Here is a 24,991-nt window from a genome sequence, read left to right as displayed (position 1 = left end):
TGCCCAACACCAGGGAAACCCCGCGCGACATTTCGTTCTGCACGCATGCCATCGAGCGCGACGCGCTGATGGAGATTCCCGATGCGCGCCAGGACCCGCTGTTCGCGGCCAATCCGCTGGTCACCGGCGGCCCACGCATACGCCACTACGCGGGCATCCCGCTTGGCACCGCGCATGGCGCCCGCATCGGCACCCTGTGCCTGCTCGATACAATGCCCGGCGTGCTCTCGCCCTCGCAGCGCGAACTGATGGTGCACCTGGGCCGGGTGACCACCCAGGTCCTGGAACAGCGCGCCGCGCTGCTGCAGAAGGTCGACCAGGCCCAGCACCTGCACAGCGACCTCAAGCGCAGCGAGGATTTCCTGGAACGTACCAACACCGCCGCCAAGGTGGGCGGCTGGGAACTGGACCTGACCAGCAACGAGGTGCGCTGGACCCGCGAGACCAAGCAGATCCACGGCGTGCGCTCCAGCTACCAGCCAACCCTGGACAGCGCCCTGTCCTTCTACCGCGATGACAGCCGCGCCATCATCGAGGCGTCGGTCAAGCGCTGCGTCGAGGCCGGCACGCCCTGGGAAGTGCAGTTGCCGATGACCACCGCCGATGGCCGTGCGATCTGGACCCGCGTGGTCGGCAGCCGCCAGCAGGTGGAGGGACGGCCACGCCTGGTCGGCGCCATCCAGGACATCACCGAGGAACGCGCGGTGCTGGATGCGCTGGAAGCCAGCGAAGTGAGCTACCGGCGCCTGTTCCACTACAGCCTGGGCCTGATCTGCACGCACACGCTGGACGGCACGCTCACCTCGGTGAATCCAGCGGCGGTGCAGTCGCTGGGCTTCCCCGAGAGCCAGATGGTCGGCCGCAGGCTGTGCGACCTGATGCCGCCGGAGAAGCGCGATGCCTTCAAGGCCTACCTGGCGCGGATCGAGAGCAACCATACCGATGCCGGTGTCATCGAGCTGATCGCGGCCGATGGCAGCCGCCGCTACTGGGCCTACAACAACGTGCTGGACAGCGAGGCGCATCCACCGTTCGTGCTCGGCCACGCCCAGGACGTCACCGCGCTGCGGCAGCAGGAAGAGCGCCTGCGCGAACTGTCCCAGCGCGACCCGCTGACCCTGTGCCACAACCGCCGCTATCTGCACCGGCTGGAACAGCTGGAAACCGAATCCTGGGCCTGCGTGGTGTTCGACCTGGATCATTTCAAGCAGGTCAACGATACCCAGGGCCATCGCCGCGGCGACGCCATCCTGGTGGAGTTCGCTTCGTTCCTGCGCTCGCCGCTGGGCGCAGGCGAAAGCGAGGTCCGGCTCGGCGGCGACGAGTTCATGGTGGTGTTGATCCAGCCGGGCCGCGAGCGCCTGCAGGCCCTGCTGGACTGGTATGAGGTCAATGCCGGGCTTGCCCCGATCGCGTTCTCGATGGGTGCGGCCACGCATGCCCGCGGCGAGGTGGTGGCCGACACCATCCATCGCGCCGACAACAGCCTGTACAGCACCCGCGAACGGGTGCGCCGGCGCAAGCGGGAGGATGATCCCGTGATGCCTGCGGGATCCACGTCCACATCCGATTGAGCCTCCCATCACACCTTGCAGCCGGCGCTGCGGGCACCCTGAAGGCAGGTTCTACGGAGACAGTGCCATGCCCAATACCGGTCGATTTTTCGTATTGGCTGTTGACGCAGACAGGGACCCGGCAGGCGCCATCGTGCAGATCCGTTCGATGGCGCTGCGCTGCGAAGCCTGCGGTGAAGTCACCCGCACCGAGGGGACGCAGATCGCACGCCTGAGCGGGGGCACCGTGCTTGCCTGCGCCCACTGCGGCGCGACGCAGGCCGTGGCCAATGCACGGCTGGAAGAGTGCGATCACGTAATTGCGGTCGCATCACCTGCCACTGCCTCGGCCAGTGCTCTGCCTCTGCCTGGCCGAGGGCGCGGCTGACACCGGCGGCGCCGCTCAGGGCGCGCCGCTGGGCCCGAGCAGGAAGTCACTCATGCGCTGCAGTTCGTCATCCAGCGCATTGCGGAATGCAACCTCGCGCGGCGCCTTGCCGCTGGAGTAGCCGAACGCCGGCTGCAGGCGACCGTCGCGCGCGCTGATGTTGGCCCAGCCGATCACCTGCTCACGCCACAGCAACGGCAATGCGTAGTAGCCGAAGCGGCGCTTGGGCGCAGGCGTATAGGCCTCGAACTTGTACACCCACCCCCACAGCAGCTCGAAGCGCCGGCGATCCCAGGTGACCGGATCGAAGGGCGCGAGCAGGCGCACCTGCTCATCCACCTGGAACCGCCGCGAACGCGGGTTTTCTTCGGCCGGCCAGTACCAGGTGGTGCCATCGACAACGGCACTGGCCAGTGTCTGCCGGGCATCACGCAATGCCTGCTGCAGCGGCGCAGCCAGGTGTGGCGCGCCATAACCGAGCAGCCGCACGAGATAGGTCAGGCTGGCGGCTGGCAATGGCGCGTAGGTGCGTACCACCAGGTCGATGAGGGCGGCTGCCCGCAGCGCCTGTGCGGCGGCCCCGGCATCCGCCAGCGGGTGCTCGGCGATGCTGTAGATGCGGGTACCACTGTCACGCCGCTGCACGCGCAACATGCCGCGGTAGTGCATGCCATCGAGCAGGTGCGTGCTGGCATTGCTGGTGCCGCCCCAATAGTTGGTCACCCGCCCATGGGCAAAGGCCTGGTCCACCTCGCGCGGGTGGACGCTGCCACGCGCCTGCACGAATTCCAGCACTTCGGCCGCCCGGCGCCGGGTGGCGGCGTCCCATACCCGCTTGGACACCCGCGGGTGCATCAACGCCAGATGCTCGCGCGGCAGGAACCCATAATTGACCAGGCAGTCTTCTTCCACCGGCAGCCGCGCATAGCGCCGCTCCAGGTCACCGGCCCGGTAGCCCTTCACCCGGTGGCGCAGGATCAGGTCCTGGGCGCGGGCCGGTGCCCGTATGGGATCCGCCTGCACGAAGCCGAGGCGACGGATCGCCGCCAGCAGGGTGGTCGGCGTGAACAGAGTGCGCGCCACTGCATGGCGGCGCAGGTCATCAAGGCTGGGCATGGCAGGCATAGCGCATTGTAGGGTCGCGCGCGCTCGACTGGCATTGAAAAAGCCAACTATGCTTGCCATTCCCGCAAGTGAGGCAACGCCATGCGCACGCTCTATCCCTCGATCACGCCCTACCGCGAGCACCGCCTCGCCGTGGATGCGCTGCACACGCTGCATCTGGAGGAGTGTGGCAACCCCGATGGCATCCCCGTCGTGTTCCTGCATGGCGGACCGGGGGCAGGCGTCTCGCCTACGCATCGACGCTTCTTCGACCCGGCGCGCTACCGCATCGTGTTGATCGACCAGCGCGGCTGCGGACGCTCCACCCCCTTCGGCGAGCTGCGCGACAACACCACCGCGCACCTGGTGCAGGACATCGAGCGTGTGCGCACACACCTGGGCATCGAGCGCTGGCTGGTGTTTGGCGGCTCGTGGGGTTCCACCCTGGCGCTGGCCTATGCGCAGGCCCATCCCGAGCGTGCGAGCGGCGTGATCGTGCGCGGTGTGTATCTGGGCCGCGCGGAAGAGAACGCCTGGTTCAACCAGGCCGACGGCGGTGCGCGCTGGATCTTCCCCGAACGCTGGGCGCGCTACGAGGCGCATATTCCTGAAGAAGAGCGTGGCGACCTGATTGCTGCGTACTGGAAGCGGCTGGACAGCCCTGACCCACAGACGCAGATCGCCGCCGCCCTGGCCTGGCTGGGCTGGGAGGACAACGCCGCCACCCTGGTGCATGACGCTGATGCGGTCTCCGACGCCGATCCGCTCGACACGCTGGCCAAGGCACGAATCGAGGCCCATTACTTCCGCCACAACGCGTTTCTTGAACATGGGCAACTGCTGCGTGGGGTTGATCGCATCCGTCACCTGCCCGGGATGATCGTGCAGGGGCGCTACGACATCATCTGCCCGGCACGCAGCGCCTGGGATCTCGCCTGCGCCTGGCCGGAAGCCCGGCTGGAGATGGTGTTGTCCGGGCACAGCGCCACCGAACCCGCCACGACCGATGCACTGGTGCGCGCGACGGACGCATTTGCGGATCGTTCCGCGCACTTGTAGATCCACGCCACGCGTGGATGCCATTCACCGCACACCGCACATCGCGCGTGCTGCCTATACCAACGTATAGCCGCGCTTACCCACGGGCATCTAGGCCCGGCGCAGCCCTGCGCGGACAATAGCGGCACTGGGCCACGACGGCCTTGCCCACGGAGACGCTGATGGACCCCGACCCTGCCGGGCGCGCCGCGCCCTGGATCAGTACCCCCCGTTCCCTGCTGGCGCCCATCGCCGGTCCCTGTCCGCACGCGTGATGGGGGCCCCGGGCGTCGCCTGCCCGGAGTATCCCCATGTCCTGCAAGACCCTCTACATCACCCTGCGCCGCCTGATCGCTGAGCGCGACCGCGCAGGCCTGCGCAGCCACCTGCTGCAGCACGGCCCCGTCCTGTTCGCCCATGCGCTGGCGCTCGGTTCGCCGCGCGTCGTCGCCGATGCGTTGTCGCTGCTGCCGATCAGCGAGCGCATGACGGCGCTGCGCCACCTGCCCCACCCCCTGCGCGATGCCATGAAGCCGCTGTGCATCGGTGGCAGCCAGCGCCTGCACCTGCAGCCGTGGTCCCCCCCGGTGCCCACCCTGCGCCGCGCCTGACCCACGCCACTCCACGACCCGGCGCACCCGGGTCGGCACCTCCGAGGATGACCCCATGAGCCTGCTCAACGCCTGGTTCAACGCCTTCCTGCGCAGCCGTCGCGCGGGCAGCCTGTTCCGCCGCCGCGCCCTGCCCGAGTCCGGCTTCGGCCGCGGCGTTGCCGAGGCCGCGCCCTCCACGCTCACCGAGGGCCTGCTCCGCCTGGCCCAGCTCGACGATGCCCGCCTGCTGGCCGCACTGGATTCGCACGGCGATGGCCTGAGCCCGCAGGAGGCCAGCGAGCGCTTTGCCCGGCTCGGCCCCAATGAAGTCGATCACGAAAAGCCGCTGCCGTGGTGGCGCCACCTGTGGCAGTGCTACCGCAATCCGTTCAATCTGCTGCTGAGCGTGCTGGCCGCTGTTTCGTGGCTGACCGAGGACGCCAAGGCCACGGTGGTGATCGGTGCGATGGTCCTGCTGTCCACCCTCATCCGCTTCGTGCAGGAAGGACGTTCCAACCGTGCCGCCGAGCGGCTGAAGGCACTGGTCGGCAACACCTCGCGGGTATTGCGGCGCAGCGCGGGCACCGAGGCCGCGGAGCTGGCCGGCCAGTACTTCGGCGCGCACCTGCACAGCCGTCGTCCGGCGCGCCTGCTCGACCTGCCGATCCGCGAGCTGGTGCCGGGCGACCACATCGTGCTCTCCGCCGGCGACATGATCCCGGCCGACTGCCGCGTACTGGCCGCCAAGGATCTGTTCGTCGCGCAGGCGGCGATGACCGGCGAGTCGCTGCCGGTGGAGAAGTTCGCCAGCCCGGGTGCCGCTGATGCCGGCCTGATGGAACAGGCCAACCTGCTGTTCATGGGCACGAACGTGGTGTCCGGCACGGCGACGGCGGTGGTGCTGGCCACCGGCAACCGCACCTACTTCGGCACGCTGGCCCAGCGCAGCACCGCTAGCGAGCGCGCGCCGACCGCGTTCCAGGCCGGGGTCAACAGTGTCAGCTGGCTGCTGATCCGCTTCGCCCTGGTCATGGTGCCGTTCGTGCTGCTCATCAACGGCTGGACCAAGGGCGACTGGACCGAAGCCTTCCTGTTTGCACTGTCGGTGGCGGTGGGCCTTACCCCGGAAATGCTGCCCATGATCGTCACCTCCACCCTCGCCAAGGGCGCCGTGCTGCTGTCGCGCAAGCGGGTGATCGTCAAGCGCCTGGATGCGATCCAGAACTTCGGCGCGATGGAGGTGCTGTGCACCGACAAGACCGGCACCCTCACCCAGGACCGCATCGCCCTGGAGCGCCACACCGATGTGTTCGGGCAGGACTCGGAGGACGTGCTGAAGTTCGCCTACCTCAACAGCCATTTCCAGACCGGGCTGATCAACCTGCTCGATCGCGCCGTGCTGGAGCACGTCGAGCTGCAGAGCTCGCTGCGCCTGTCGCAGGATTACCGCAAGGTCGACGAGATTCCGTTCGACTTCCAGCGCCGCCGCATGTCGGTGGTGGTGGCCGAGCGCGATGACCACCACGAGCTGATCTGCAAGGGCGCGGTGGAGGAAATGCTGGCGGTGTGCAGCACCGTGCGCGAGGGCGGGCGCGACCAGCCGCTGGACGCGGCGCGGCTGGCGCGGGTGCGGCAGACCACCGAGGAACTGAACGAACAGGGGCTGCGCGTGGTGGCCGTGGCGATGAAGGAAACGGCGGCCAGCCAGTCGGTGTACTCGCAGGCCGACGAGTGCGGGCTGACCCTGCTCGGCTACGTGGCCTTCCTCGACCCGCCCAAGGAGTCGGCCGCCCAGGCCCTGCAGGCACTGGCCGCGCATGGCGTGGAGGTCAAGGTCTTCACCGGCGACAACGAACTGGTGACCGCGCGTGTCTGCGCCCAGGTCGGGCTGGAGGCCGACGCCATCCTCACCGGCCCACAGATCGAACGCATGGAGGATGCCGCGCTCTCGCAGGCGCTGCAGCAGCACCGGGTGTTCGCCCGCCTTACGCCACTGCACAAGGAACGCCTGGTGCGTTGCCTGCGCGCACAGGGCAAGGTGGTGGGCTTCCTGGGCGACGGCATCAACGACGCTCCGGCCCTGCGCGCGGCCGACATCGGCATCAGCGTGGACAGCGCGGTGGACATCGCCAAGGAGGCCGCCGACATCATCCTGCTGGAGAAGAGCCTGATGGTGCTGGAGGACGGCGTCGTGCAGGGCCGCCGCACGTTCTGCAACATGCTCAAGTACATCCGCATGACCGCCAGCTCCAATTTCGGCAACGTGTTCTCGGTACTGGTCGCGTCGGCCTTCCTGCCCTTCCTGCCGATGCTGCCGCTGCAGCTGCTGGTGCAGAACCTGCTGTATGACATCTCGCAGATCGCCATCCCGTTCGACAACGTCGACGAGGAACTGGTGCGGCAGCCGCTGAAGTGGAATCCGGCGGACATCGGCCGCTTCATGGTGTTCTTCGGGCCGATCAGTTCGATCTTCGACCTGTGCTGCTTCGCGCTGATGTGGCATGTGTTCGATGCGCGCACGGCCGCCGACCAGAGCCTGTTCCAGTCCGGCTGGTTCGTGGTCGGCCTGCTGACCCAGACCCTGATCGTGCACATGATCCGCACGCCCAAGGTGCCGTTCCTGCAGAGCATCGCCGCACCGGCGCTGCTGCTGATGACCGGCGCGATCATGGCCATCGGCGTGCTGCTGCCGATGAGCCCGCTGGCCGGTTACTTCAAGCTGCAGGCCCTCCCGCTGGGTTACTGGCCGTTCCTGGTGGCGATCCTGTTCGGCTATGCGGTGCTGACCACGGCAATGAAGCGGCTCTACATCCGCCGCTACGGGTGGCAGTGATGATCGCGTTGCAGGTGAACCTGCCGCCGTTCGACGCCGGGGCGACGCTCGGCTCGCTGCTCAGCCTGACCGTTGCGTTCGTGCTGGGCGCGACCATCGGCCTGGAACGGCAGCTGCGGCAACGCACGGCCGGGCTGCGCACCAACACGCTGGTGGCGGTAGGCGCCGCCGTCTTCGTCGATCTGGCGGTGCGGTTCCATGATCTGTACGGCGGCCCGCCCTCGCCACTGCACGTGGTGGCCTACGTCATCTCCGGCGTCGGCTTCCTCGGCGCCGGCGCGATCATGAAAGACGGTGCGCAGGTTTCGGGCCTGAACACCGCCGCGACCCTGTGGGGTTCGGCCGCGGTCGGGGCCTGTGCCGGCGTCAAGCTGCTGCCGGAAGCGGTGATGGCAGCCGTGTTCGTGCTGGCCGCCAACACCCTGCTGCGGCCAGTGGTGAACCGCATCCAGCGGCAACCGCTGGCGGAGGGCTTCAGCGAGGCAACCTATGCGATCAACGTCGTCTGCCAGCGCGAGCAGCAGGCCGAAGTGCTGGACCGCCTGCTGTTGCTGCTGGAACAGGCGCAATATCCGGTACGGGCGGTGGACCAGCGGCCGTTCGGCGAACGCGACGTGGAGATCGAGGCGGTGCTGTATGCCACCTCGGTCGATGCAGCCGAACTGGATGCGGTTCTGGAGAACCTGGCCGGTGCACCCGGTGTGCTGCAGGGATTCTGGAACGCCAGCCTGGAAGAGTGACACCCGCCCCGGTAGCGCCGGGCCATGCCCGGCGAGCGCGCAGCGCGGCCGACCGCCGGGCCCACCGTGCATGGCCCGGCGTCACCCAGCCGCTTATCATCCCCCCACCACCCGCCAGGGAGCCCCACCCGATGCCGTCGCTGTCGTCCCGCCGCCCGCTGGCGCTGTTCGCCCTGATCGTGGTGATGGGGGCGATCTTCCTGCTGGACACCCTCACCGACTACGCGGTGGCCGCTGCCTGCTTCTACGCGGCCGTCATCCTTGCCGCGTCGCGGCTGATGTCGGCCCGCGGCCTGCTCTGCCTGGCGGCGGCCTGCATCGCCCTGACCGGCCTCAGCTTCTTCCTGACCCGCTTCGGCACCTATCGCATCGGCCTGGTCAACTCGACCATCGGCATGCTGGTCATCGGCATCACTACCTGGCTGGTGCTGAAGATGGAAGCTGCCAAGGCTGCCGTGCAGGAAGCACAGGCGCGCCTGCTGCGGGTCGCGCGGGCCTCCACGGTCGGTGAGCTGACGACCTCGATCGCCCACGAAGTGAACCAGCCGCTGGCGGCCATTGCCAGCAGTGCCGAGGCCGGCCAGCGCTGGTTGGCGCAATCGCCCCCCAACGTCGACAAGGCGCTGCAGGCCATCGCCCGCATCCTGTCCGATGCACATCGCGCCAGCGACGTGATTGCCCGTATCCGTGGCCTGACCCAGGGCGCGGCACCGGAACGCCGCGCCTTCGATCTGAACCAGGCCGTGCAGGACATGCTCGCGCTGTCGCGCAGCGAACTCGACCAGCACCACGTAGACGTGTCGCTGCTGCTGGATACCGAGCTGCCCGCGGTCTTCGCCGACCCGGTGCAGGTGCAGCAGGTGATCGGCAACCTGCTGCTGAACGCGGTTGATGCGATGGCCCAGCTACCCCCGGGCGAGCGCCGCGTGGCCCTGGTGACCGCACGCGATGGCCGCGGCCAGGCCAGCCTGAGCGTGCGTGACCGCGGCATCGGCCTGCCCACGGAGCAGCCGGACCGCGTCTTTGATGCCTTCTGGACCACCAAGGACCATGGCCTCGGCCTGGGCCTCAGCCTGAGCCGTTCGATGATCGAGGCCAATGGTGGCCGCATCCGCGCAGAACGACCGGCCGGGGGTGGCGCCTGTTTCGTGTTCGAACTGCCCACCACGGGCAAGGATGACCATGCGTAAGCCGTTGCCACCCCCGGCCGAAGCGGCCCCCATCGTCTATGTGATCGATGACGATGCATCCGTGCGCGCCGCGCTGGAAGACCTGCTGGCGTCGATGGGCCTGCAGGTGCGGGCATTCGCCTCCACCCAGGCCTTCCTCGATCATCCCCGCGACGATGCGCCGGCCTGCCTGGTGCTGGACGTGCGCATGCCCGGACAGAGCGGCCTGGACTTCCACCGCAGCATGGCGGACCTGGGCCTGCAGGTGCCGGTGGTGTTCATCACCGGCCACGGCGACATCGCCATGGGTGTCAATGCGATCAAGGCCGGCGCCATCGAATTCCTGACCAAGCCCTTCCGCGACCAGGAACTGCTGGACGCCATCCACAAGGGCATCGCCCTGGACCGCGAGCGGCGGCGCGAGGGCGAGGCGCTGGGCGAGCTGCAGGCACGCTGGCAGACCCTCAGCGCCGGTGAGCGCGAGGTGGTGGACGGCGTGGTGCGCGGACGCCTCAACAAGCAGATCGCCGCCGACCTCGGTGTCAGCGAGATCACGGTAAAAGTGCGGCGCGCGCAGGTGATGCGCAAGATGGAAGCGCGCACCCTGGTTGACCTCGTGCGCATGTACGACCGCCTGCAGGCCGCTGCGCCATGAACGCTTACGTGGCCCTGCTGCGGGCGGTGAACGTGGGCGGTACCGGCAAGCTGCCGATGGCGGCGCTGGTGGCGATGTGCGTGGATGCCGGCTTCAGCGACGTGCGGACCTATATCGCCAGCGGCAACGTGGTGTTCCGCAGCCAAAGCGACGAGGCAACCGTTCGCGACGCGCTCGCCAAGCGGCTGCAGGCTCACGCCGGCAAGCCGGCCCGCAGGCCGCCGGCAACCGCGTGGTTGCCCTGTTCGTCGACGGCCCGCTGCCGGGCGATCCGCTGCAGGGTGTGACCGGGCGCACTGCCGAGCAGCTGGCGTTGGGGCCGCGCGCACTGTATGTGCACTACGGCGAGGGCATGGCCGATTCGAAGCTGCGGATTCCCTGCGCTGCGCAGGGCACCGGCCGCAATCTCAACACCGTGGTACGGCTGGCTGCGATGGCCGCTGCGCTGGCCTGAGCGCGGTCTCCGCCCGTGCGGCTACGGCAGGCGCTGTCGCGTCCGCGTGTCGATCAGGCCCACCAGCAACACCACCACGCTGGTCAGCCAGCCAGCCGCCAGCAGGTGGGTGAGCGGCAGCAGGGGGCCCATGGCCACCAGCAGCAGCGCGCCCAGCAGGTGCGAGCGCGGCACCCGCCCGTAAACCGCGCGCTTGTACAGCGCGCTGCCCAGCAGGTAGATCAGCGGCCCGGCCACCAGCATCGCTGCGTGCGGCAGCGATACGCCCTCCTCCGGCGCGTCCATCACCAGGTCGTTGCCGACTGCGGTGGCGATGATGCCGGCGATCAGCAGCGCATGCACGTAGTGGAAGTAGGCGCCGATGCGCCCGGGATCGTCGGAGCGCGTGATGGTGTCGGTGGCATCCTGGCTGGAGATGCCGAAGTACAGCCACCACATCGCCAGGGTGCCGGCGAAGGTGGCGAGCACGGCCGAGACCACGTCGACATTCCAGTTGCCCGCCTCGCTGAGCACGCCGCCGGTGGCCAGCAGCGTCTCACCGAGTGCGACGATGACGAACAGCTGGCAGCGCTCGGCCAGATGGCCGCCTTCGATCGTCCATTCGCGGGTGTGCGAACGCCCCAGCCCCGGGAACGCGAAGCCGAACATCGGCGACAGGTACTCGCAGGCCACCGCCAGCGCCCACAGCCCCAGCCGCAGGTTGCCTTCGGTTGCCGCCCCCGCCAGCCAGAAGCAGGCCGACACCAGCACCCAGGCCAGCATGCGGCGGAAGTTGGGTGCCAGTGCATGGCCGCGCCCCACCTCCCACAACACGAAGGCAGTGCGCCCCACCTGCATCGTGGCGTAGGCCCCGGCAAACACCCAGGCGCGCTCGCCGAACGCGTCGGGAATGGAGGACGACATCAGCAGCGCCAGCAGCATCGTGGTGAACAACAGGCCCCGGATACGCGGCGCCTGCGGATCGAACCAGTTGCTGACCCAGCACGCGTACTGCCAGCCCAGCCATACCGCGAACCACAGCACCAGCGTCTGCAGCACGCCGAGCAGGCCCAGGTGGTGCAGCAGGTGGTGGCTGAGCTGGGTGACGGCGAGGACGTAGACCAGATCGAAGAACAGCTCCTCGTAGGTCACCCGCGCGTGGTGGCCGTCGCGGCGGCGCAGGGCGGGTACACGGATGCCGGGAACCATGGAAACTCCTGATCGGTGGCCGAGCCAACCATCGCGCTTATTGCAGCCATGAGCAATACGCGAAACGGCCCAGGAAGCGGCCGTGATAGCGTCTTCGCACCTTCCCGACCGATCCCTCCGAATGCGCATCCTGCCCCTTGCCTTCGCTCTGGCCACCGCCCTGCCGCTGGCGGCCCACGCTGCCGGACCGGCGCTGCCGCAACTGCGCGCGTACACCGTCGATGCGTCGTGGCTGCAGCCCATCGCGCCGCTGCAGATCGCCGACCACACCTGGCAGATCGGCACCGCGGACCTCACCGCCCTGCTGGTGCAGACCCCGCAGGGTGCGGTGCTGCTGGACGGCGGCATGCCGCAGATGGCCGACCACCTGCTGCATAACCTGCAGCTGCGTGGCGTGGCCCCGGCTGACCTGCGGGTGATCCTGCTCAGCCACGCCCACGCCGACCACGCTGGCCCGGTGGCCGAACTCAAGCGCCGCACGGGCGCGCGCGTGCTGGCCAATGCCGAATCGGCGGTATTGCTGGCCCGCGGCGGCACCGACGACCTGCACTTCGGCGACCGGTTCACCTTTGCACCGGCACAGGTGGACCGCATCATCATGGACGGCGAGACGGTGGACGTGGGCGGCATGCGTTTCACCGCACACTTCACGCCTGGCCACACGCCCGGCAGCACCGCATGGACCTGGACCGACACCCGCAACGGCACGCCGGTGCGCATCGCCTATGCAGACAGCCTGAGTGCACCGGGTTACACGCTGAAGGACAACCCGCGCTATCCGCACCTGGTCGAGGACTTCCGCCGCAGTTTCGCCACCGTGCGCGCCCTGCCCTGCGACGTCCTGCTGACCCCGCATCCGGGTGCCAGTGGCTGGGACTACGCGGCCGGCAGCAAGGCCGGTGACAAGGCGATGAGCTGCGGCGCGTATGCCGATGCCGCCGAGCAGAAGCTCGACGATGCCCTGACCCGGTAGAGTCGAGCTTGCTCGACTGTTCTGGAGCAGCCGAGCATGGCCCGGCTCTACAGAAAGCACGGGCCGCTACGGCGCCTCGGCCAGCGCGCGCACCCGCACCGGGATCGACTTCGCTGCGGGCGTGCCGCTGATGCGATCGTAGTAGTCCAGCGGCAGCAGCGGATTCAGTTCCGGGTAGTAGCCGGCCAGCGCGCCGCGCGGCATCGGGTAGTCCAGCACGGTCAGGCCATCGATGCGCCGCACGACGCCATCGTCGGCGATCGTTTCCAGGCTTACCCGCGCTTCCTTGCCCAACCCGCGTGCCAGCCGGTCCTCGATGTTCATGAACACCACGTTGCGGTCGTTGTACACGCCCCGGTAGCGATCGCTGTAGCTGTAGATGGTGGTGTTGTACTGGTCGTGCGAACGCACCGTGGCCAGGCGCAGCATCTCCGGGTCGTCCACCACGTCGTTCACCTCCAGGCCGGGCATCACCAGGATGTTGGCCTTGCCGGTGTCCGTCGGCCACACCCGGCGGCGCGGCGGGATGTCCAGGTGGAAGCCATGCGGTTGCTGGATGCGCTCGTTGAAGCCGGCGTAGATCTCCGGGTAGACGGCTGCGATCAGCTCGCGGATCGGCGCGTAGTCGTGCATGCAGGCCGCCCAGTCCACCCGGCTGTCCGGCAGCGTGGCCATCGCCATGCGGCAGACGATCTCGACCTCCGGCAGCACGTGCGCGCTGACCGGCTCGAGCACGCCGCGCGAGGCGCTGACATTGGACATCGCATCTTCGATGGTCACGAACTGCTCGCCGGCCGGCGTGCGGATCCACTCCGAGCGCGCCACCACCGGCAGGATCAGTGCATCACGGCCGTGCACCAGGTGGCCGCGGTTGAGCTTGGTCGCGATGCCCACGGTCAGCTCCAGCCGCTGCATCGCCTCGTAGGCGCGCGGCGTATCGGGCACGGCATGGATGAAGTTGCCGCCCAGGCCGATGAACACCCGGGCCTGTCCATCGAGCATCGCCTGGATCGACTCGACCACATGGTGGCCATGCGCGCGCGGCGGCTCGAAGCCGAACACCTCGCGCACCCGGTCCAGGTAGGCCGGCTTGGGCTTCTCGTCGATGCCTACGGTGCGGTCGCCCTGCACGTTGGAGTGCCCGCGGATGGGGCCGATGCCCGCGCCGCGCTTGCCGAAGTTGCCACGCAGCAACAGCAGGTTGGCCACCTGCTGCAGCAGGCGTGAGCCGTACTGGTGCTGGGTCAGGCCCATGCCGTAGCAGATCACCGTGGCCTGCGAACGGATGTAGATATCCGCGCAGCGCCGGATCTGCACCTCGGCGATGCCGGACACCCGCACGATCTCGTCCCACTCCTGCGCCAGCGCGTCCTCGCGCAGCGCATCCACGCCCAGGGTGTGCTCGGCCAGGAAGGCGTGGTCGAGCACGGCCTCGCCCTGCGCTTCGCGCTCGAACATCACCTTCATGATGCCCTTGAGGAAGGCCAGGTCACCGCCGATGCGGATGTGCACGAACTCGCTGGTGATCTCGGTCGATCCCAGCGTGGCCATCTGCACGATGTCCTGCGGCTCGGTGAAACGGATCAGCGCGCGCTCGGGCATCGGGTTCACCGCCACGATGGGGATGCCGCGTTTGCGCGCCTCCACCAGGTTGGTCATCATCCGCGGCGAATTGGTACCGGTGTTCTGGCCCATCACGAAGATTGCCTCGGCGTGCTCGAAGTCGTCCAGCACGATGGTGCCCTTGCCCACCCCGATCACCGGCGGCAGGCCGCGGCTGGTGGGCTCGTGGCACATGTTGGAACAATCCGGGAAATTGTTGGTGCCGAACTCACGCACGAAGATCGAGTACAGGAACGCCGCTTCGTTCGGCGTGCGCCCGGAGGTGTAGAACTCGGCCTGGTCGGGGTGGTCCAGGGCGCGCAGATGTTCGCCGATCAAGGCAAACGCCTCGTCCCAGGCGCAGGGCACGTAGTGGTCGCTGGCCGCGTCGTAGCGCATCGGCTCGGTCAACCGGCCCTGCATCTCCAGCCAGTAGTCGCTCTGTTCCATCAGCTCGCTGACGCTGTGGGCGGCGAAGAATTCGCGGGTGACGCGGTGCTCGGTCGCCTCCCAGGCCAGGGCCTTGGCGCCGTTCTCGCAGAACTCGAACTTGCGCCGGTGGTCCGCGTCCGGGAAGGCGCAGCTGGGGCACTTGAAGCCACCCGGCTGGTTCATCGCCAGCAGTGCCTTCGAGCCCTTGCCGACCACGCTCTGCTGCAGCAGCACCTTGGCCGTTGCCCCGGCAGCACCCCAGCCACCGGCCGGCTGGTTGTAGGACGTGTAACGCGGGGGTTTCTGTTTGGACATGGCTCGGCAACCTGGTGGCGCGCAAGGGACCGGGTCCAGTCAAGCACGACCGCGGCCGTCGTGCCATTCCCCGGATGAGGGGTGCCAGCCTGCCACGGCAACGGTTACAACGGCGTCTTCCCCTGATCGCTGCGCTATCCTGCGGCGGTAGATGGCCTTCGTGCTCCACCCAGGACGTACTGCATGCCCGCACCGACACCGCTTTCTCCACCGCCGGCCGGGACCGCGCTGCGCACCTTGCAGCGCTGGCGGAAAACGGAGCAGGACGAACGGGTCGATCTGATCGCCGAAGAAGTACCGGTGGCGATGCGCTACAACGGCACCGCCTTCGCGGTGATGATGGCCACGCCCTGCGACCTCGAGGATTTCGCCCTGGGCTTCTCGCTCAGCGAGGGCCTGGTCACGCGACCGCAGCAGGTGCTGTCGATCGACGTGCAGCCGCAGCTGGAAGGCATCGAGCTGAAGATGACCGTGGCCGAGGACGCGCCCGGTGCAGCGCTGGACCCGGCCAACGGGCGCCTGCTGCCGGGCCGGGGCGGCTGCGGTCTGTGCGGCACGCGGCAGTTGGAGGACGTCCTGCGGCCCCTGCCACCGATACGTGATCGCCGCAGCTATTCGCCCGTGGCGCTGCAGCGCGCACTGGCTGCGCTGGCGCAGCACCAGCCGATGAATGCTGCCAGTGGCTCCACCCATGCCGCGGCCTGGGCCGATGCCCGTGGTCGCATCGGCTGGGTGCGTGAGGATGTCGGCCGCCACAACGCCCTGGACAAGCTGATCGGGGCACTGCACCACAACGAGCACGGCAGCGAGGGTGGCCTGCTGGTGATTTCCAGCCGGGCAAGTTACGAGATGGTCAGCAAGGCGGCGCGCGCCGGTACGAGCGTGCTGGCGGCGGTGTCGGCGCCCACGGCACTGGCCATCGACCTGGCCCGCAGCGCCGGCCTCTGCCTGGTGGGATTCGCGCGCGAGGGCGGGTTCAATGTGTATACCCACCCCGAGCGGCTGCAGGCAGGGTAGAGCCGACAGGGTAGAGTCGACTGTCAGTCGACTGCTGTTCCACGGACCGCCCGAAAAACCCGCGCTTCGCGCGATAGTCGACTGGCAGTCGACTCTACCCCGTCGGTCTTGCCTGGTTGCCCGCAGGCCTCAGCGCAGCGCGATCTTCGGGAAATCGACCGGCACGTCGAACGCTACGTTGACGTAGTTGGTGAACAGGTTGAGGGCGACGTGAGCGAGGATCTCGACGATCAGCTCATCATCGAAACCGGCATCACGCAGTGCCTGCACGTCGGCGTCGCTGATCTGCGCACGGTTCTCCACCACCTTCAGGGCGAACGTGAGTGCGGCGGCCGTGGCCGGGTCGCTGGACTGGCCGACCTGGGCGGCGGCCATCTGCTCGCCGCTGGCACCGGCCTTGCGGCCCAGCGCGGTGTGCGCGGCCAGGCAGTACTCGCAGGCGTTGCGGTTGGCGATGGCGACGGCGATCTGCTCACCCAGCAGCGGCGACAGGCGACCGCCGCCGAGGGCGCCGAACGAGCCCCACATGCTGGCCAGCGCCGCCGGCGAGTTGGCCACGGCGCGGAACATGGCCGGAGTGGCGCCGAAGGCGGCGTGTACCTGGCCCAGCAGGGCCTGGCGGTCGGGGGTGGTGGCGGCAGCGTCGATCAGGGCGATACGGGACATGGCGGTTTCCTTCGGTAACGCGTCCGGGATTGGACGATGGGGTCATCGTAGGTAGACTCGCAGGACGAATCCCCAACATTTGTCCGCATCGGTTATCCATTCGTCCATGGACACCCCGCCCGACCGCCTCTCCGCCCTGCTTGAACGCTTCCGCGTGCAGGCCGCCCTCTTCCATTCCGGCCCCCTGTGCGGGCGCCACGAGTTCGCGCCGCAGCCCGGCCGCGCGTTCCTGCACATCCTGCGCAAGGGCGAAATGGAGGTGTGCCACACCGAAGCCGGCCTGCCCTCGCGCCTGCGGGTCGACCAGCCCAGCCTGCTGCTGTACCCGCAACCACTGCACCACACCTTCCTCAACGCGCCGCTGGACGGGCCGGATTTCACCTGCGCCACGCTGGATTTCGACGGCGGTGCGCGCAACCCGGTGGTGCAGTCGCTGCCGCCGGTGATGGTGGTGCCATTGGCGGACATCGGCGAGCTGGATGGCACCCTGCAGCTGCTGTTCGGCGAAGCGGACCGCCAGCGCTGCGGCTCGCGGCTGCTGACCAACCGACTGTTCGAGGTGGCGCTCATCCAGGTGCTGCGCTGGGTGGTGGATCACCCGGATGCGGCGGGGGTCAGCCATGGGCTGATGCGCGGCCTGTCCGATGCGCGGCTGGCGCGTACCCTGGTGGCCCTGCACCAGGCACCGCAGGAAGAGTGGACGCTGCCGCGCATGGCGGCCATCGCCGGGCTGTCGCGCAGTGCGTTCGCCGCGGTGTTCAAGGACGTGATGCAGGCCACCCCGGCCAGCTACCTGCAGGACTGGCGGTTGAGCCTGGCCTGCGCGCAGCTGCGGGCGGGCGCGCCGGTGAAGCAGGTCGCGGTGGACGTCGGCTTTGCCGATACCGCCTCGCTGTCCAAGGCCTTCCGCAAGCGGATGGGCGTCTCGCCGCGGGCGTGGCTGGCGCAGGCGGCAGCCCCGTAGAGTCGAGCTTGCTCGACTGTTTCTGCAAAAGGCAGTCGAGCAAGCTCGACTCTACAACGGCGCTACGCCTTGCCAGCCGACAACAACCCGGCAATCCGCTCGGTCAGCTGCGCACGCACCTCGGGATCCAGCTGGCCTTCGTACATCGCCTCGTAGATCCATAGACCATCGGCGGCCAGCCGCGCCACGAAATCATCCAGCGCCGCCGGGTCCGCAACCGCCCTGGCCGGCGGCGATGGCGCCCAGCGCTTCACCACCGGACCCCAGGGGCGTTCGCCGGCGTCCGGGTCCATGGATTCGAGCATGAACATCAGCTCGGCACGGGTGGCGCTCTGTGCCGACACCCGCACGAAGGTCTGGTACCGCTCCAGCGCCGTCGCCTCGTCGGCGCGCTTGCCGAGCAACGCCTCCATCGACGCCTCCCAGGCCTTCACCAGGTGCTCGTCGATGCCGCGCAGCAGCGCTTCGCGCGAGGGGAAGTGGTACAGCAGGCCGCCGCGGGTCAGCTGCGCTTCGGCCGCCACCGATTCAAAGGTGACCGCACCGAGACCGTCACGGTTGATGACGCTCACGGCGGCGTCGAGGATGCGGTCGCGCTTGCTGGTTCTCATTGCCGTTACTTTACGCGATCACCTGCGCCGTCGCGGCCACCCACGCGCCCGCGCAGCAGGCGCGCCAGCACCGCGGCACCTGCGGCGAGCACCGCCATGATGACCAGCAGCACGATCTGGTAGCCACGGTCATAGGCGGCCACCGCCTGCGCGAACCACGCCCCCTGCCCGCCTTCGCGCGCCAGGTGCAGTGCCTGGGTGAAGCCGTCGCGCGCCGCCGCGGGCATGTCCGCGACATCGGGCAGGAACGCACCATACATCGCCGCCCCCAGGCTGCCCAGCAACGCCACCGCCAGCAGGCCGCCGAATTCATAGGAGACTTCTTCCACCGACGACGCCATGCCGGCGCGGTGTGCCGGCACGTTGTTGAGGATGGCGGTGGACGCCACCGAGATCGCCGCGCCCATGCCCACGCCGGTCAGCGCCATGCCCGCCACCACCCAGCCCACGCCATGCGGGAAACCGAGCGCCACCACGGCGACGCCTACCGCGCCGGTTGCCAGGCCGCCACAGATCAACGGGCGCAGGCCGACGCGGTGCAGGATGCTGCCACCCAGCAGCGCGCTGGGCAGGCTGCCCAACGCCGCTACCGAAACAAGCAGGCCGGCCTGCAACGGGCTGAAGCCGGCCACCAGCTGGAAGCGCTGCGTGGTGACCAGCTGCAGGCCCGCCAGCGCGAACAGGGTGAACACCGCCGACAGCGAGCCGGCGAGGAAGGCGGGATTGCGGAAGATGGCGAAATCCAGCAGCGGATAGGCAAGGCGCTGCTGGCGACGCGCGAACGCAGCGCCGCTGACACCCGCCAGCAGCAGCGCACCCACACCCTGGGCATACGAAGGCGGCGTGGCGATCAGCGATTTGATCGCCAGCACCAGCCCGGACAGGGCCGCCAGCGCCAGCAGCGAGGACGGCATGTCCCAGGGGCGCGAGGTGTCGCGCTGGCCTTCCGGCGCCAGCAGCAGGGTCGCAATGAACGCCACCACCACCACCGGCACGTTGATCAGGAACACCGAACCCCACCAGAAATGCTGCAGCAGCAGGCCGCCGATGATCGGGCCGAGCGCTGCACCAACGATGGCCACCGAACCCCAGAGGGCGATGGCGATGTTGCGTTCGCGCTCCTCGTGGAAGCTGAGGCCGATCAGCGCCAGGGTGGCCGGCATCATGGCCGCCGCACCGACGGCAAGGAAGGCACGCGCCGCGATCAACTGCGCGGGCGTGGCCGAGAACGCGGCCGCCAGCGAGGCGATACCGAACACCACCAGGCCGATCAGTAACATCCGGCGGTGGCCCAACCGGTCACCCAGGGTGCCTGCGCCCAGCAGCAGGCCGGCCATCACCAGCGGGTAGGCGTTGATGATCCACAGCGCCTGCCCTGCGCTGGCGGACAGCTCCTCGGTCAGGGTGGGCAGCGCGGTGTACAGCACCGAGTTGTCCAGCGTGACCAGCAACAGGCCGGCAGCCACGGTGAACAGCAGCGCCCAGCGACGGGCACGGGACAGGGCCGGAGCACCGGCCAGGGGCTGGGAAAGCGCCATGGAACAGACCTGCAGGAACGGGTTGAGGTTCGTAACTATACAGGACGTCCTGTAAAGTTATAGGCGTGAGCCACGGCCTCGTTCAGGTAGATTCGAGCTTGCTCGGCTGCGCATGGAACAGTTCTGGAGCAGCCGGGCATGGCTCGGCTCTACTGACGCTACGGCAGTCGAGCAAGCTCGACTCTACAAGCGGGGTTACCGGCAGCCTTCCGGCAGCGCGGCGATGGTCGCCACCACCGCGCCCTGCATGCCCTGCCCCACGGCCATGTCGAGTTCGCCGCCAGTGCTGCCATGCTGGCGCTGCAGTTCGCCTTCGCAGAGCTCGCGCACATGGCGGCGCGCCGTGGCACGCAGCATGCTGCAGCGCCAGTCCCCCGGCCCCAGTGGCAGCACTGAATACACCACGCTGTTGCAGGCATCGCCGGCGCGCTCGACCAGGCTGTGGCCGGCGAAGTCGCGCGGAGCGGTACTGTGCGTGGGATCGTAGTAACTGTCGGGAAAGCTGCGCGCGTACTGCTCGACATCCACCTGAAGGCGCTCTGGGCCTCCGTCCGGCAGCTGCAGCGGCTCGCCGCAGGCCGTGCTGTCGGCGCGATGCTGGATGTACTGGTAGATCGGCCGGTCGAGCCTGCGGTCCTGCGCGGTCACCGCACTGATCGCACCCAGCACCGGCAGCGCCGCGCGGTTGGCCATGCGTGCCAGCACGCCGGCCTCGGCCGGTACACACCGGTCACGCACGGTGGCCACCAGCAGGAACACCACGTCGTCACGGAAGGCGCGGTCCCCGCGCAGGTGCCGTTCGATGTCGGCCTGCAGCGCGGGAATGGGCGCAGGGAACGCCACTGGCGGCGGCCGCACCGGCGACGTCCAGCGCTGCCAGACCAGCAGCGCAGCGCCAAGCAGCAGGGCTGCGCCGATGCACAGCCAGCGCGTACGCGGCATCAACGGTCGATCGCCGTCAGCGTGGCCGCGTCCGCGTCATAGGACGCACTGGCGATGTCGGCCTCGAAACGCTTGATGCGCAGGTGGCCCGACAGCCGATAGGCATCCCACAGGTTGCCCAGTGCAATGGGCCGTTCCAGGGTCACGTGGATGATCTGGTTCGGCGGCGGTGGCGGCACGTGGATGCAGGCACCGTAGAACGGCACGAACAGCAGTTCATTCACGGCGCCGGCATCGTCCATGGCCAGCGGCACCACGTAGCCATCCAGGTCGACCGCGCGACCGTCCACGCCATCGACCACGGCGGCCGAGCCGAACTGCTGGGCGCGGTCGGGGCTGGAATGGTCGATGGCCGCGCCCTGCGGCGTGCCCGAACCCGTGTCATCGATCAGCCCACCGACGCCGGACATCGCCCCCATGCCACCGCTGCGGTCGATGCCGATCTGCGGCGGCGGGCGCAGGAAGGCGTCGTCCTCGGGCATCAGCTCGCTCCACGCGGTGATCGCGGCATCGCCAGGCGCGGCCGTGTCCGCCGTGGCTGCGGCCTCCGGCCGCGTCGTGGCCGCAGGAGTTTCTGCTGCCGCGGCAGGCACATCACCACCGGGCCGGCTGCAGGCAGCCAGCAACATCACCACCAGCACGCAGGCATTACGGTTCATAGGGCCTCAACTGCGGATCAACCATGGTGTAGGCTGAACCGGCCAGATCATCGTCCACGCGTTCGCCGCGCAGCGTGCCGGCCAGGAAGAACGGCGAATACATGTCCGGCATGTCGATCGGGCGCGACAGCCGCACGTGCACGATCTGGTTCGGTGGCGGCGGCGGCACGTGGATGCAGGCGCCGTAGTACGGCACGAACAGGAACTCGGACAAGCGTCCGTCGGCGGCATTGGCCAGCGGCACCACGTAGCCAGGCAGGCGCACGGCGCGGTCCAGCACCGCATCCACCGTGCGGAAGGTGCCGAACTGGGCCATGCGCCGGTTACCGCTGTGCTTCACCTCCGGGCCATCGCCACGCTCCAGCGCGGCCAGCTCGTCGGCAGGCATCATCTGCAGCCAGTCCAGTTCCTGCTCGGCAACGGCAGTGGTTCCCGTGCCCTCCTGCACCGGCGTCGGTGGCAGGGCCTGCACACCGGTATCCACCGGGCGCTCGCAGCCGGCCAGCACAAGCATCAACGCAAGGGCGATCCAGGTGCGCATGGTTCAGCCCCCCGCCGAGAGGCCGTCGGCCACGGTGCGGCGGTAGGCCAGCAGCGCCGGCACCAGGCCGGCCGTTGCACTCAGCAGCAGCACCCCGCCCACCCAGGCCAGCTCGCGCAGATCCGGCCAGACATGGGTGATCGACAGCCCGAAGTTCGCCAGCGCCCAGCCACGCCCGGCCAGGCTGGCGCTGACCAGCACGGCCAGCGCCAGCACGCAGGCCATGCCACTGGTCGCCACCGCTTCCAGCACCAGAAGGCTGGCGATGTAGCGCGGCCGTGCACCGGTGGCACGCAGCACGGCCATTTCGCGGCGGCGCTCCTGCAGGGTCGACACCAGCAGCGCCACCAGCGAGACCAGGCCCAGCAGCACCACCATCGCGCTGATCAGCTGCAGCGCCCGCTCGGCGGTCCCGAGCGACTGCCACAGCTGCTGCAGGGTGACCCCGGGCAGGATCGCCAGCAGGGCCTCATCGGGATAGTCATTGATGGCGCGCTGCACCGAGAACGTGGCGATGCGCGAGTTGAGGCCAAGCATGAAGGCGGTGATGCTGGTCGGCGTCAGGTCCAGGTGCCGTGCCTCCTCGGCGCTCACCGCGTGCCCGCGCAGCTGCACGCCGGAGCGCCAGTCCACGTGGATGGCCTCGATCGCCGGCAACGACACCAGCACCGAAGAATCCACCGGCGTGCCGGTACGCTGCAGCACGCCGCGGATGCGGAACGGCTTGTCGGCATGCCTGGCCAGGGTCACGGCGGCAGTGCCATGGGCCAGGATCATTTCATCACCCACCCGTACGCCCTGCGCGCGGGCGACGTCGGCGCCGATGACCGCATCATAGAGATCATCGAACGGCGTGCCCTCGGCGAAGGCGAGCAGGTGCCCGGCCCCGTAGCGGTAATGCTGGAAGTAGCCGGCGGTGGTGCCGATGACCCGGTAGCCACGCCAGGAATCGCCCAGCGACAGCGGCACCGCCCACTTCACCTGCGGCAGCGTGGACAGTTCCTGGTAGGACTGCCAGGACACGTTGTTGGTCGGGTCACCGATGTGGAACACCGAATACAGCAGCAGGTTCACCGGCCCCGAGCGCGCGCCGACAATCAGATCTGTGCCGGAAACGGTGCTGGCAAACCCCTCGTGGGCCTGCACGCGGACGCGCTCCACGCCCAGCAGCAGGGTCACGCTGAGGGTGATGACCAGCACGGTAAGGGCCACGCTCAGCGCACGGCTGCGCAGGCTGGCCCAGGCAAGTTCAAGCATGGACGGCTCCGGCGTGGTTGATGTCCTGCAGTTGCACCACGCGGTCGAACAGCGGCTGCAGGCTGTCGTCGTGGCTGACCACTACCGCCGTGGTGCCGGCGGCTGCACATTGCGCCGCCATCACTTGCAGGAAGGCGGTGGCGGCGCCACGGTCGAGGGCCGAGGTCGGCTCATCGGCCAGCAGCACCGCAGGACGGCCGATCAGCGCACGCGCGGCGGCCACCCGCTGCTGCTGGCCCACGCTGAGCGTGCCGGCCCGGCGCAGCAGCAGGTCCGGCGGCAGCTGCAGGGCCTGCAGCAGGCGCTTGATCTCGTCATCGACCGGCCGGCCCACCCGCCCGCTGCGCAGTGGCGAGAAGCGCAGCCCCAGCGCGATGTTGTCGCGCACGCTGAGGAACGGCAGCAGGTTGAACTGCTGGAAGATCACGCCCAGCTGGTCGGCGCGGAAACGGTCACGGGCCGCCGGCGTGAGTGCGTGCAGCGGCGCACCGGCGACCCTCACTTCGCCCTGCTCCGGCGTCAGCACGCCCGCCAGCAGGCCCAGCAGGGTGCTCTTGCCCGAACCGCTGGCACCCCGCAGCAGCACACTGCTGCCCGCGGCAATCTGCAGCTGCGGGATATCCAGCACGGCGCGCCCGCCGTAGCTGAAGCGCACCTGGTCCAGTGCGATCACCGCGGCGGACGTCATGGCGCCAGCACCACGCGCAGGTTGTCGGCGCTCAGCACGGTGCGGCCCTGGCCGGCCGGGGTGGCCGTGTTGACGATGACCTCGTGCAGGTTCGGGAAGGCCTTGGGCAGCGACAGCACCAGCACGCGCAGCGCGGCGGGGTTGGCGCACTGGTAGCTCAACTCGGCAGTGAAGCCTGCGTGCGCATGCTTGCCCGCTGCCGTGGCCGGCGTAGACGCTGCGGCAGCGAAGCCTTCGGCGTGCGCGTCACGGTGCAACGGCGTGCACTGCGCTGCACTGGGCAGGGTCAGCCAGTCGGCGCGCTTCAACGCAGCCAGTGCCGAGGCCAGTGCGGCCTGTTCGCCCGCGTTGGCCGGCGGCCGTTCGAAATCGAGGATGCCGATGCCTGGTGCCTGCAGGGCGAGCTCAAGCCTGCCCTGGTCCAGGGCGAGGTCGACGGTGGCCTGGCCATGCACGTGGGCACCGAGCTGGCGAACGTCATGCGCGTGCACGGCGGGGGCGGCAAACAACAGGAACAGCAAAACAGAACGCTTCATGGGGGACTCTCACGTTGTTACTATGTAACATTATGGACCACATCCCCACACCGCCCGCAAGGGCATTGCCCCAGCCGCCTGTTTCGGCACGCTGGCACCCCCGTCTCGACCTGGCCGGCGCCTGGATTTCCCTGGCCTGCGCCGCGCACTGCGTCACCCTGCCCCTGCTGCTGGCCTTCGTGCCTGCAGCGATGATGGCGCTGCGTTCGTTCCAGCACCCGGCCCACGGCGCGATGACCGCGCTGCTGGTGATGTCACGCTGGGAATGGGTGTTCGCCCTGGTGGCGTCCAGCGTGGCCGCCGCCAGCACCGCCTCCGGCTGGCGCCGGCATGGCCAGGCCGGTCCGCTGCGCCTGGCCGCGTGCGGTGCGTTCGCACTGCTGTCGTCCTCGCTGTACCTGCCCCTGAAGGAATCCCTGGTGTGGCATGGCGTGGCGAGCGCCTGCGGCGGTGTGCTGCTGGCCGCCGCACATATCCGCAACCGCCGGGCGCTGCACCGCCCCCGGTAGCGTTGGGCTGCCGGCCAGCAGCACAC

The 24,991-nt window shown here is 69.0% G+C and carries 24 protein-coding genes and 1 pseudogene; 13 read left to right on the top strand and 12 right to left on the bottom strand.

Annotated features, from left to right (window positions below; all coding sequences use genetic code 11):
• Both IAE41_RS16520 and IAE41_RS16515 read left to right on the top strand, forming a co-directional pair.
• On the top strand, positions 1 to 1,574 hold a 1,574-nt coding region (locus tag IAE41_RS16520; protein WP_200733861.1), incomplete at its 5' end, for a PAS domain S-box protein.
• A 67-nt stretch (positions 1,575 to 1,641) separates the two neighbouring features.
• Positions 1,642 to 1,941, top strand: a complete 300-nt coding sequence (locus IAE41_RS16515) for a hypothetical protein (protein WP_200733860.1) — start codon at positions 1,642 to 1,644, stop codon at positions 1,939 to 1,941.
• Between the two features lie 15 nt (positions 1,942 to 1,956).
• Here IAE41_RS16515 and IAE41_RS16510 read toward each other — a convergent pair whose 3' ends face one another.
• Positions 1,957 to 3,066: a crosslink repair DNA glycosylase YcaQ family protein gene (locus IAE41_RS16510; protein WP_200733859.1), complete on the bottom strand. Its 1,110-nt coding sequence runs from the start codon at positions 3,064 to 3,066 to the stop codon at positions 1,957 to 1,959.
• Between the two features lie 81 nt (positions 3,067 to 3,147).
• On the opposite strand from IAE41_RS16510, the gene pip reads away from it, so the two are divergent.
• From pip to IAE41_RS16475, 7 genes and pseudogenes are all read left to right on the top strand, one after another.
• Positions 3,148 to 4,104, top strand: a complete 957-nt coding sequence (gene pip, locus IAE41_RS16505; RefSeq protein WP_200733858.1) for a prolyl aminopeptidase — start codon at positions 3,148 to 3,150, stop codon at positions 4,102 to 4,104.
• A 290-nt stretch (positions 4,105 to 4,394) separates the two neighbouring features.
• Positions 4,395 to 4,694 carry a hypothetical protein gene (locus IAE41_RS16500; protein ID WP_200733857.1) on the top strand — a complete coding sequence of 100 codons (300 nt, stop codon included), beginning with the start codon at positions 4,395 to 4,397 and terminating at the stop codon, positions 4,692 to 4,694.
• 55 nt (positions 4,695 to 4,749) lie between these two features.
• Complete coding sequence (gene mgtA, locus IAE41_RS16495) at positions 4,750 to 7,509, top strand: magnesium-translocating P-type ATPase (protein ID WP_200733856.1); 2,760 nt, start codon at positions 4,750 to 4,752, stop codon at positions 7,507 to 7,509.
• A gap of 2 nt (positions 7,510 to 7,511) precedes the next feature.
• The gene (locus IAE41_RS16490) at positions 7,512 to 8,249 is read left to right on the top strand and encodes an MgtC/SapB family protein (protein WP_200733863.1); all 738 of its coding nucleotides are present in this window, start codon (positions 7,512 to 7,514) and stop codon (positions 8,247 to 8,249) included.
• 131 nt (positions 8,250 to 8,380) lie between these two features.
• Positions 8,381 to 9,439, top strand: coding sequence for an ATP-binding protein (locus IAE41_RS16485; protein WP_200733855.1), 1,059 nt, complete (start codon positions 8,381 to 8,383; stop codon positions 9,437 to 9,439).
• Positions 9,432 to 10,073: a response regulator transcription factor gene (locus IAE41_RS16480; protein WP_200733854.1), complete on the top strand. Its 642-nt coding sequence runs from the start codon at positions 9,432 to 9,434 to the stop codon at positions 10,071 to 10,073. The genes IAE41_RS16485 and IAE41_RS16480 overlap by 8 nt, the downstream gene beginning before the upstream one ends.
• Positions 10,070 to 10,527, top strand: a pseudogene (locus IAE41_RS16475) (DUF1697 domain-containing protein). Before IAE41_RS16480 ends, IAE41_RS16475 begins: the two are co-directional and overlap by 4 nt.
• 21 nt (positions 10,528 to 10,548) lie before the next feature.
• Here the strand turns inward: IAE41_RS16475 and IAE41_RS16470 are convergent.
• The gene (locus IAE41_RS16470) at positions 10,549 to 11,715 is read right to left on the bottom strand and encodes a low temperature requirement protein A (protein WP_200733853.1); all 1,167 of its coding nucleotides are present in this window, start codon (positions 11,713 to 11,715) and stop codon (positions 10,549 to 10,551) included.
• 121 nt (positions 11,716 to 11,836) lie between these two features.
• On the opposite strand from IAE41_RS16470, the gene bla reads away from it, so the two are divergent.
• The gene (gene bla, locus IAE41_RS16465; RefSeq protein ID WP_200733852.1) at positions 11,837 to 12,688 is read left to right on the top strand and encodes a subclass B3 metallo-beta-lactamase; all 852 of its coding nucleotides are present in this window, start codon (positions 11,837 to 11,839) and stop codon (positions 12,686 to 12,688) included.
• 66 nt (positions 12,689 to 12,754) lie between these two features.
• Here bla and IAE41_RS16460 read toward each other — a convergent pair whose 3' ends face one another.
• The gene (locus IAE41_RS16460) at positions 12,755 to 15,037 is read right to left on the bottom strand and encodes an FdhF/YdeP family oxidoreductase (RefSeq protein WP_200733851.1); all 2,283 of its coding nucleotides are present in this window, start codon (positions 15,035 to 15,037) and stop codon (positions 12,755 to 12,757) included.
• Between the two features lie 183 nt (positions 15,038 to 15,220).
• On the opposite strand from IAE41_RS16460, the gene fdhD reads away from it, so the two are divergent.
• A complete protein-coding gene (gene fdhD, locus IAE41_RS16455; RefSeq protein ID WP_200733850.1) occupies positions 15,221 to 16,054 on the top strand; it encodes a formate dehydrogenase accessory sulfurtransferase FdhD in 834 nt (277 codons plus the stop codon).
• 129 nt (positions 16,055 to 16,183) lie between these two features.
• On the opposite strand, the gene IAE41_RS16450 is transcribed toward fdhD, so the two are convergent.
• A complete protein-coding gene (locus tag IAE41_RS16450) occupies positions 16,184 to 16,720 on the bottom strand; it encodes a carboxymuconolactone decarboxylase family protein (RefSeq protein ID WP_200733849.1) in 537 nt (178 codons plus the stop codon).
• Positions 16,721 to 16,826: 106 nt separating this feature from the next.
• Between IAE41_RS16450 and IAE41_RS16445 the strand changes: the two genes are divergently transcribed.
• A complete protein-coding gene (locus IAE41_RS16445) occupies positions 16,827 to 17,684 on the top strand; it encodes an AraC family transcriptional regulator (protein WP_234458675.1) in 858 nt (285 codons plus the stop codon).
• Positions 17,685 to 17,746: 62 nt separating this feature from the next.
• Here the strand turns inward: IAE41_RS16445 and IAE41_RS16440 are convergent, their stop codons facing one another.
• The 8 genes from IAE41_RS16440 to IAE41_RS16405 all read right to left on the bottom strand — a co-directional run bounded on the left by IAE41_RS16440 (position 17,747) and on the right by IAE41_RS16405 (position 24,456).
• On the bottom strand, positions 17,747 to 18,295 hold the full coding sequence (locus IAE41_RS16440; protein WP_200733848.1) for a TetR/AcrR family transcriptional regulator: 549 nt from the start codon (positions 18,293 to 18,295) through the stop codon (positions 17,747 to 17,749).
• A 5-nt stretch (positions 18,296 to 18,300) separates the two neighbouring features.
• On the bottom strand, positions 18,301 to 19,833 hold the full coding sequence (locus IAE41_RS16435) for an MFS transporter (protein WP_200733847.1): 1,533 nt from the start codon (positions 19,831 to 19,833) through the stop codon (positions 18,301 to 18,303).
• A gap of 195 nt (positions 19,834 to 20,028) precedes the next feature.
• On the bottom strand, positions 20,029 to 20,775 hold the full coding sequence (locus IAE41_RS16430; RefSeq protein ID WP_200733846.1) for a hypothetical protein: 747 nt from the start codon (positions 20,773 to 20,775) through the stop codon (positions 20,029 to 20,031).
• Positions 20,775 to 21,434, bottom strand: a complete 660-nt coding sequence (locus IAE41_RS16425) for a DUF3299 domain-containing protein (protein WP_200733845.1) — start codon at positions 21,432 to 21,434, stop codon at positions 20,775 to 20,777. The genes IAE41_RS16430 and IAE41_RS16425 overlap by 1 nt, the downstream gene beginning before the upstream one ends.
• Positions 21,424 to 21,975, bottom strand: coding sequence for a DUF3299 domain-containing protein (locus IAE41_RS16420; RefSeq protein ID WP_200733844.1), 552 nt, complete (start codon positions 21,973 to 21,975; stop codon positions 21,424 to 21,426). The genes IAE41_RS16425 and IAE41_RS16420 overlap by 11 nt, the downstream gene beginning before the upstream one ends.
• Positions 21,976 to 21,978: 3 nt before the next feature.
• Entirely contained in the window at positions 21,979 to 23,232 is a 1,254-nt protein-coding gene (locus IAE41_RS16415; RefSeq protein WP_200733843.1) for an ABC transporter permease, read from the bottom strand.
• Positions 23,225 to 23,920 carry an ABC transporter ATP-binding protein gene (locus tag IAE41_RS16410; protein ID WP_200733842.1) on the bottom strand — a complete coding sequence of 232 codons (696 nt, stop codon included), beginning with the start codon at positions 23,918 to 23,920 and terminating at the stop codon, positions 23,225 to 23,227. Before IAE41_RS16410 ends, IAE41_RS16415 begins: the two co-directional genes overlap by 8 nt.
• The gene (locus IAE41_RS16405) at positions 23,917 to 24,456 is read right to left on the bottom strand and encodes a DUF2796 domain-containing protein (RefSeq protein ID WP_200733841.1); all 540 of its coding nucleotides are present in this window, start codon (positions 24,454 to 24,456) and stop codon (positions 23,917 to 23,919) included. The genes IAE41_RS16410 and IAE41_RS16405 overlap by 4 nt, the downstream gene beginning before the upstream one ends.
• A gap of 32 nt (positions 24,457 to 24,488) precedes the next feature.
• Between IAE41_RS16405 and IAE41_RS16400 the strand changes: the two genes are divergently transcribed.
• The gene (locus IAE41_RS16400) at positions 24,489 to 24,965 is read left to right on the top strand and encodes a MerC domain-containing protein (protein WP_200733840.1); all 477 of its coding nucleotides are present in this window, start codon (positions 24,489 to 24,491) and stop codon (positions 24,963 to 24,965) included.
• Positions 24,966 to 24,991: the final 26 nt, after the last annotated feature.

It is taken from the genome of Stenotrophomonas sp. S39 (genome assembly GCF_016624665.1).
GTDB lineage: Bacteria > Pseudomonadota > Gammaproteobacteria > Xanthomonadales > Xanthomonadaceae > Stenotrophomonas.
Note: the sequence above shows the minus strand (reverse complement) of the source record. Positions and strands in the feature narration are given on the sequence as shown.

Coding starts and splice junctions, on each gene's coding strand:
- IAE41_RS16400 (WP_200733840.1), top strand. CDS start 24,489: ATGGACCACATCCCCACACCGCCCGCAAGGGCATTGCCCCAGCCGCCT.
- IAE41_RS16445 (WP_234458675.1), top strand. CDS start 16,827: ATGGACACCCCGCCCGACCGCCTCTCCGCCCTGCTTGAACGCTTCCGC.
- IAE41_RS16470 (WP_200733853.1), bottom strand. CDS start 11,715: ATGGTTCCCGGCATCCGTGTACCCGCCCTGCGCCGCCGCGACGGCCAC.
- IAE41_RS16500 (WP_200733857.1), top strand. CDS start 4,395: ATGTCCTGCAAGACCCTCTACATCACCCTGCGCCGCCTGATCGCTGAG.
- IAE41_RS16515 (WP_200733860.1), top strand. CDS start 1,642: ATGCCCAATACCGGTCGATTTTTCGTATTGGCTGTTGACGCAGACAGG.
- IAE41_RS16510 (WP_200733859.1), bottom strand. CDS start 3,066: ATGCCTGCCATGCCCAGCCTTGATGACCTGCGCCGCCATGCAGTGGCG.
- IAE41_RS16460 (WP_200733851.1), bottom strand. CDS start 15,037: ATGTCCAAACAGAAACCCCCGCGTTACACGTCCTACAACCAGCCGGCC.
- IAE41_RS16435 (WP_200733847.1), bottom strand. CDS start 19,833: ATGGCGCTTTCCCAGCCCCTGGCCGGTGCTCCGGCCCTGTCCCGTGCC.
- pip (WP_200733858.1), top strand. CDS start 3,148: ATGCGCACGCTCTATCCCTCGATCACGCCCTACCGCGAGCACCGCCTC.
- IAE41_RS16420 (WP_200733844.1), bottom strand. CDS start 21,975: ATGCGCACCTGGATCGCCCTTGCGTTGATGCTTGTGCTGGCCGGCTGC.
- IAE41_RS16415 (WP_200733843.1), bottom strand. CDS start 23,232: ATGCTTGAACTTGCCTGGGCCAGCCTGCGCAGCCGTGCGCTGAGCGTG.
- IAE41_RS16405 (WP_200733841.1), bottom strand. CDS start 24,456: ATGAAGCGTTCTGTTTTGCTGTTCCTGTTGTTTGCCGCCCCCGCCGTG.
- IAE41_RS16440 (WP_200733848.1), bottom strand. CDS start 18,295: ATGAGAACCAGCAAGCGCGACCGCATCCTCGACGCCGCCGTGAGCGTC.
- IAE41_RS16425 (WP_200733845.1), bottom strand. CDS start 21,434: ATGAACCGTAATGCCTGCGTGCTGGTGGTGATGTTGCTGGCTGCCTGC.
- IAE41_RS16485 (WP_200733855.1), top strand. CDS start 8,381: ATGCCGTCGCTGTCGTCCCGCCGCCCGCTGGCGCTGTTCGCCCTGATC.
- mgtA (WP_200733856.1), top strand. CDS start 4,750: ATGAGCCTGCTCAACGCCTGGTTCAACGCCTTCCTGCGCAGCCGTCGC.
- fdhD (WP_200733850.1), top strand. CDS start 15,221: ATGCCCGCACCGACACCGCTTTCTCCACCGCCGGCCGGGACCGCGCTG.
- IAE41_RS16410 (WP_200733842.1), bottom strand. CDS start 23,920: ATGACGTCCGCCGCGGTGATCGCACTGGACCAGGTGCGCTTCAGCTAC.
- IAE41_RS16450 (WP_200733849.1), bottom strand. CDS start 16,720: ATGTCCCGTATCGCCCTGATCGACGCTGCCGCCACCACCCCCGACCGC.
- IAE41_RS16430 (WP_200733846.1), bottom strand. CDS start 20,775: ATGCCGCGTACGCGCTGGCTGTGCATCGGCGCAGCCCTGCTGCTTGGC.
- IAE41_RS16480 (WP_200733854.1), top strand. CDS start 9,432: ATGCGTAAGCCGTTGCCACCCCCGGCCGAAGCGGCCCCCATCGTCTAT.
- bla (WP_200733852.1), top strand. CDS start 11,837: ATGCGCATCCTGCCCCTTGCCTTCGCTCTGGCCACCGCCCTGCCGCTG.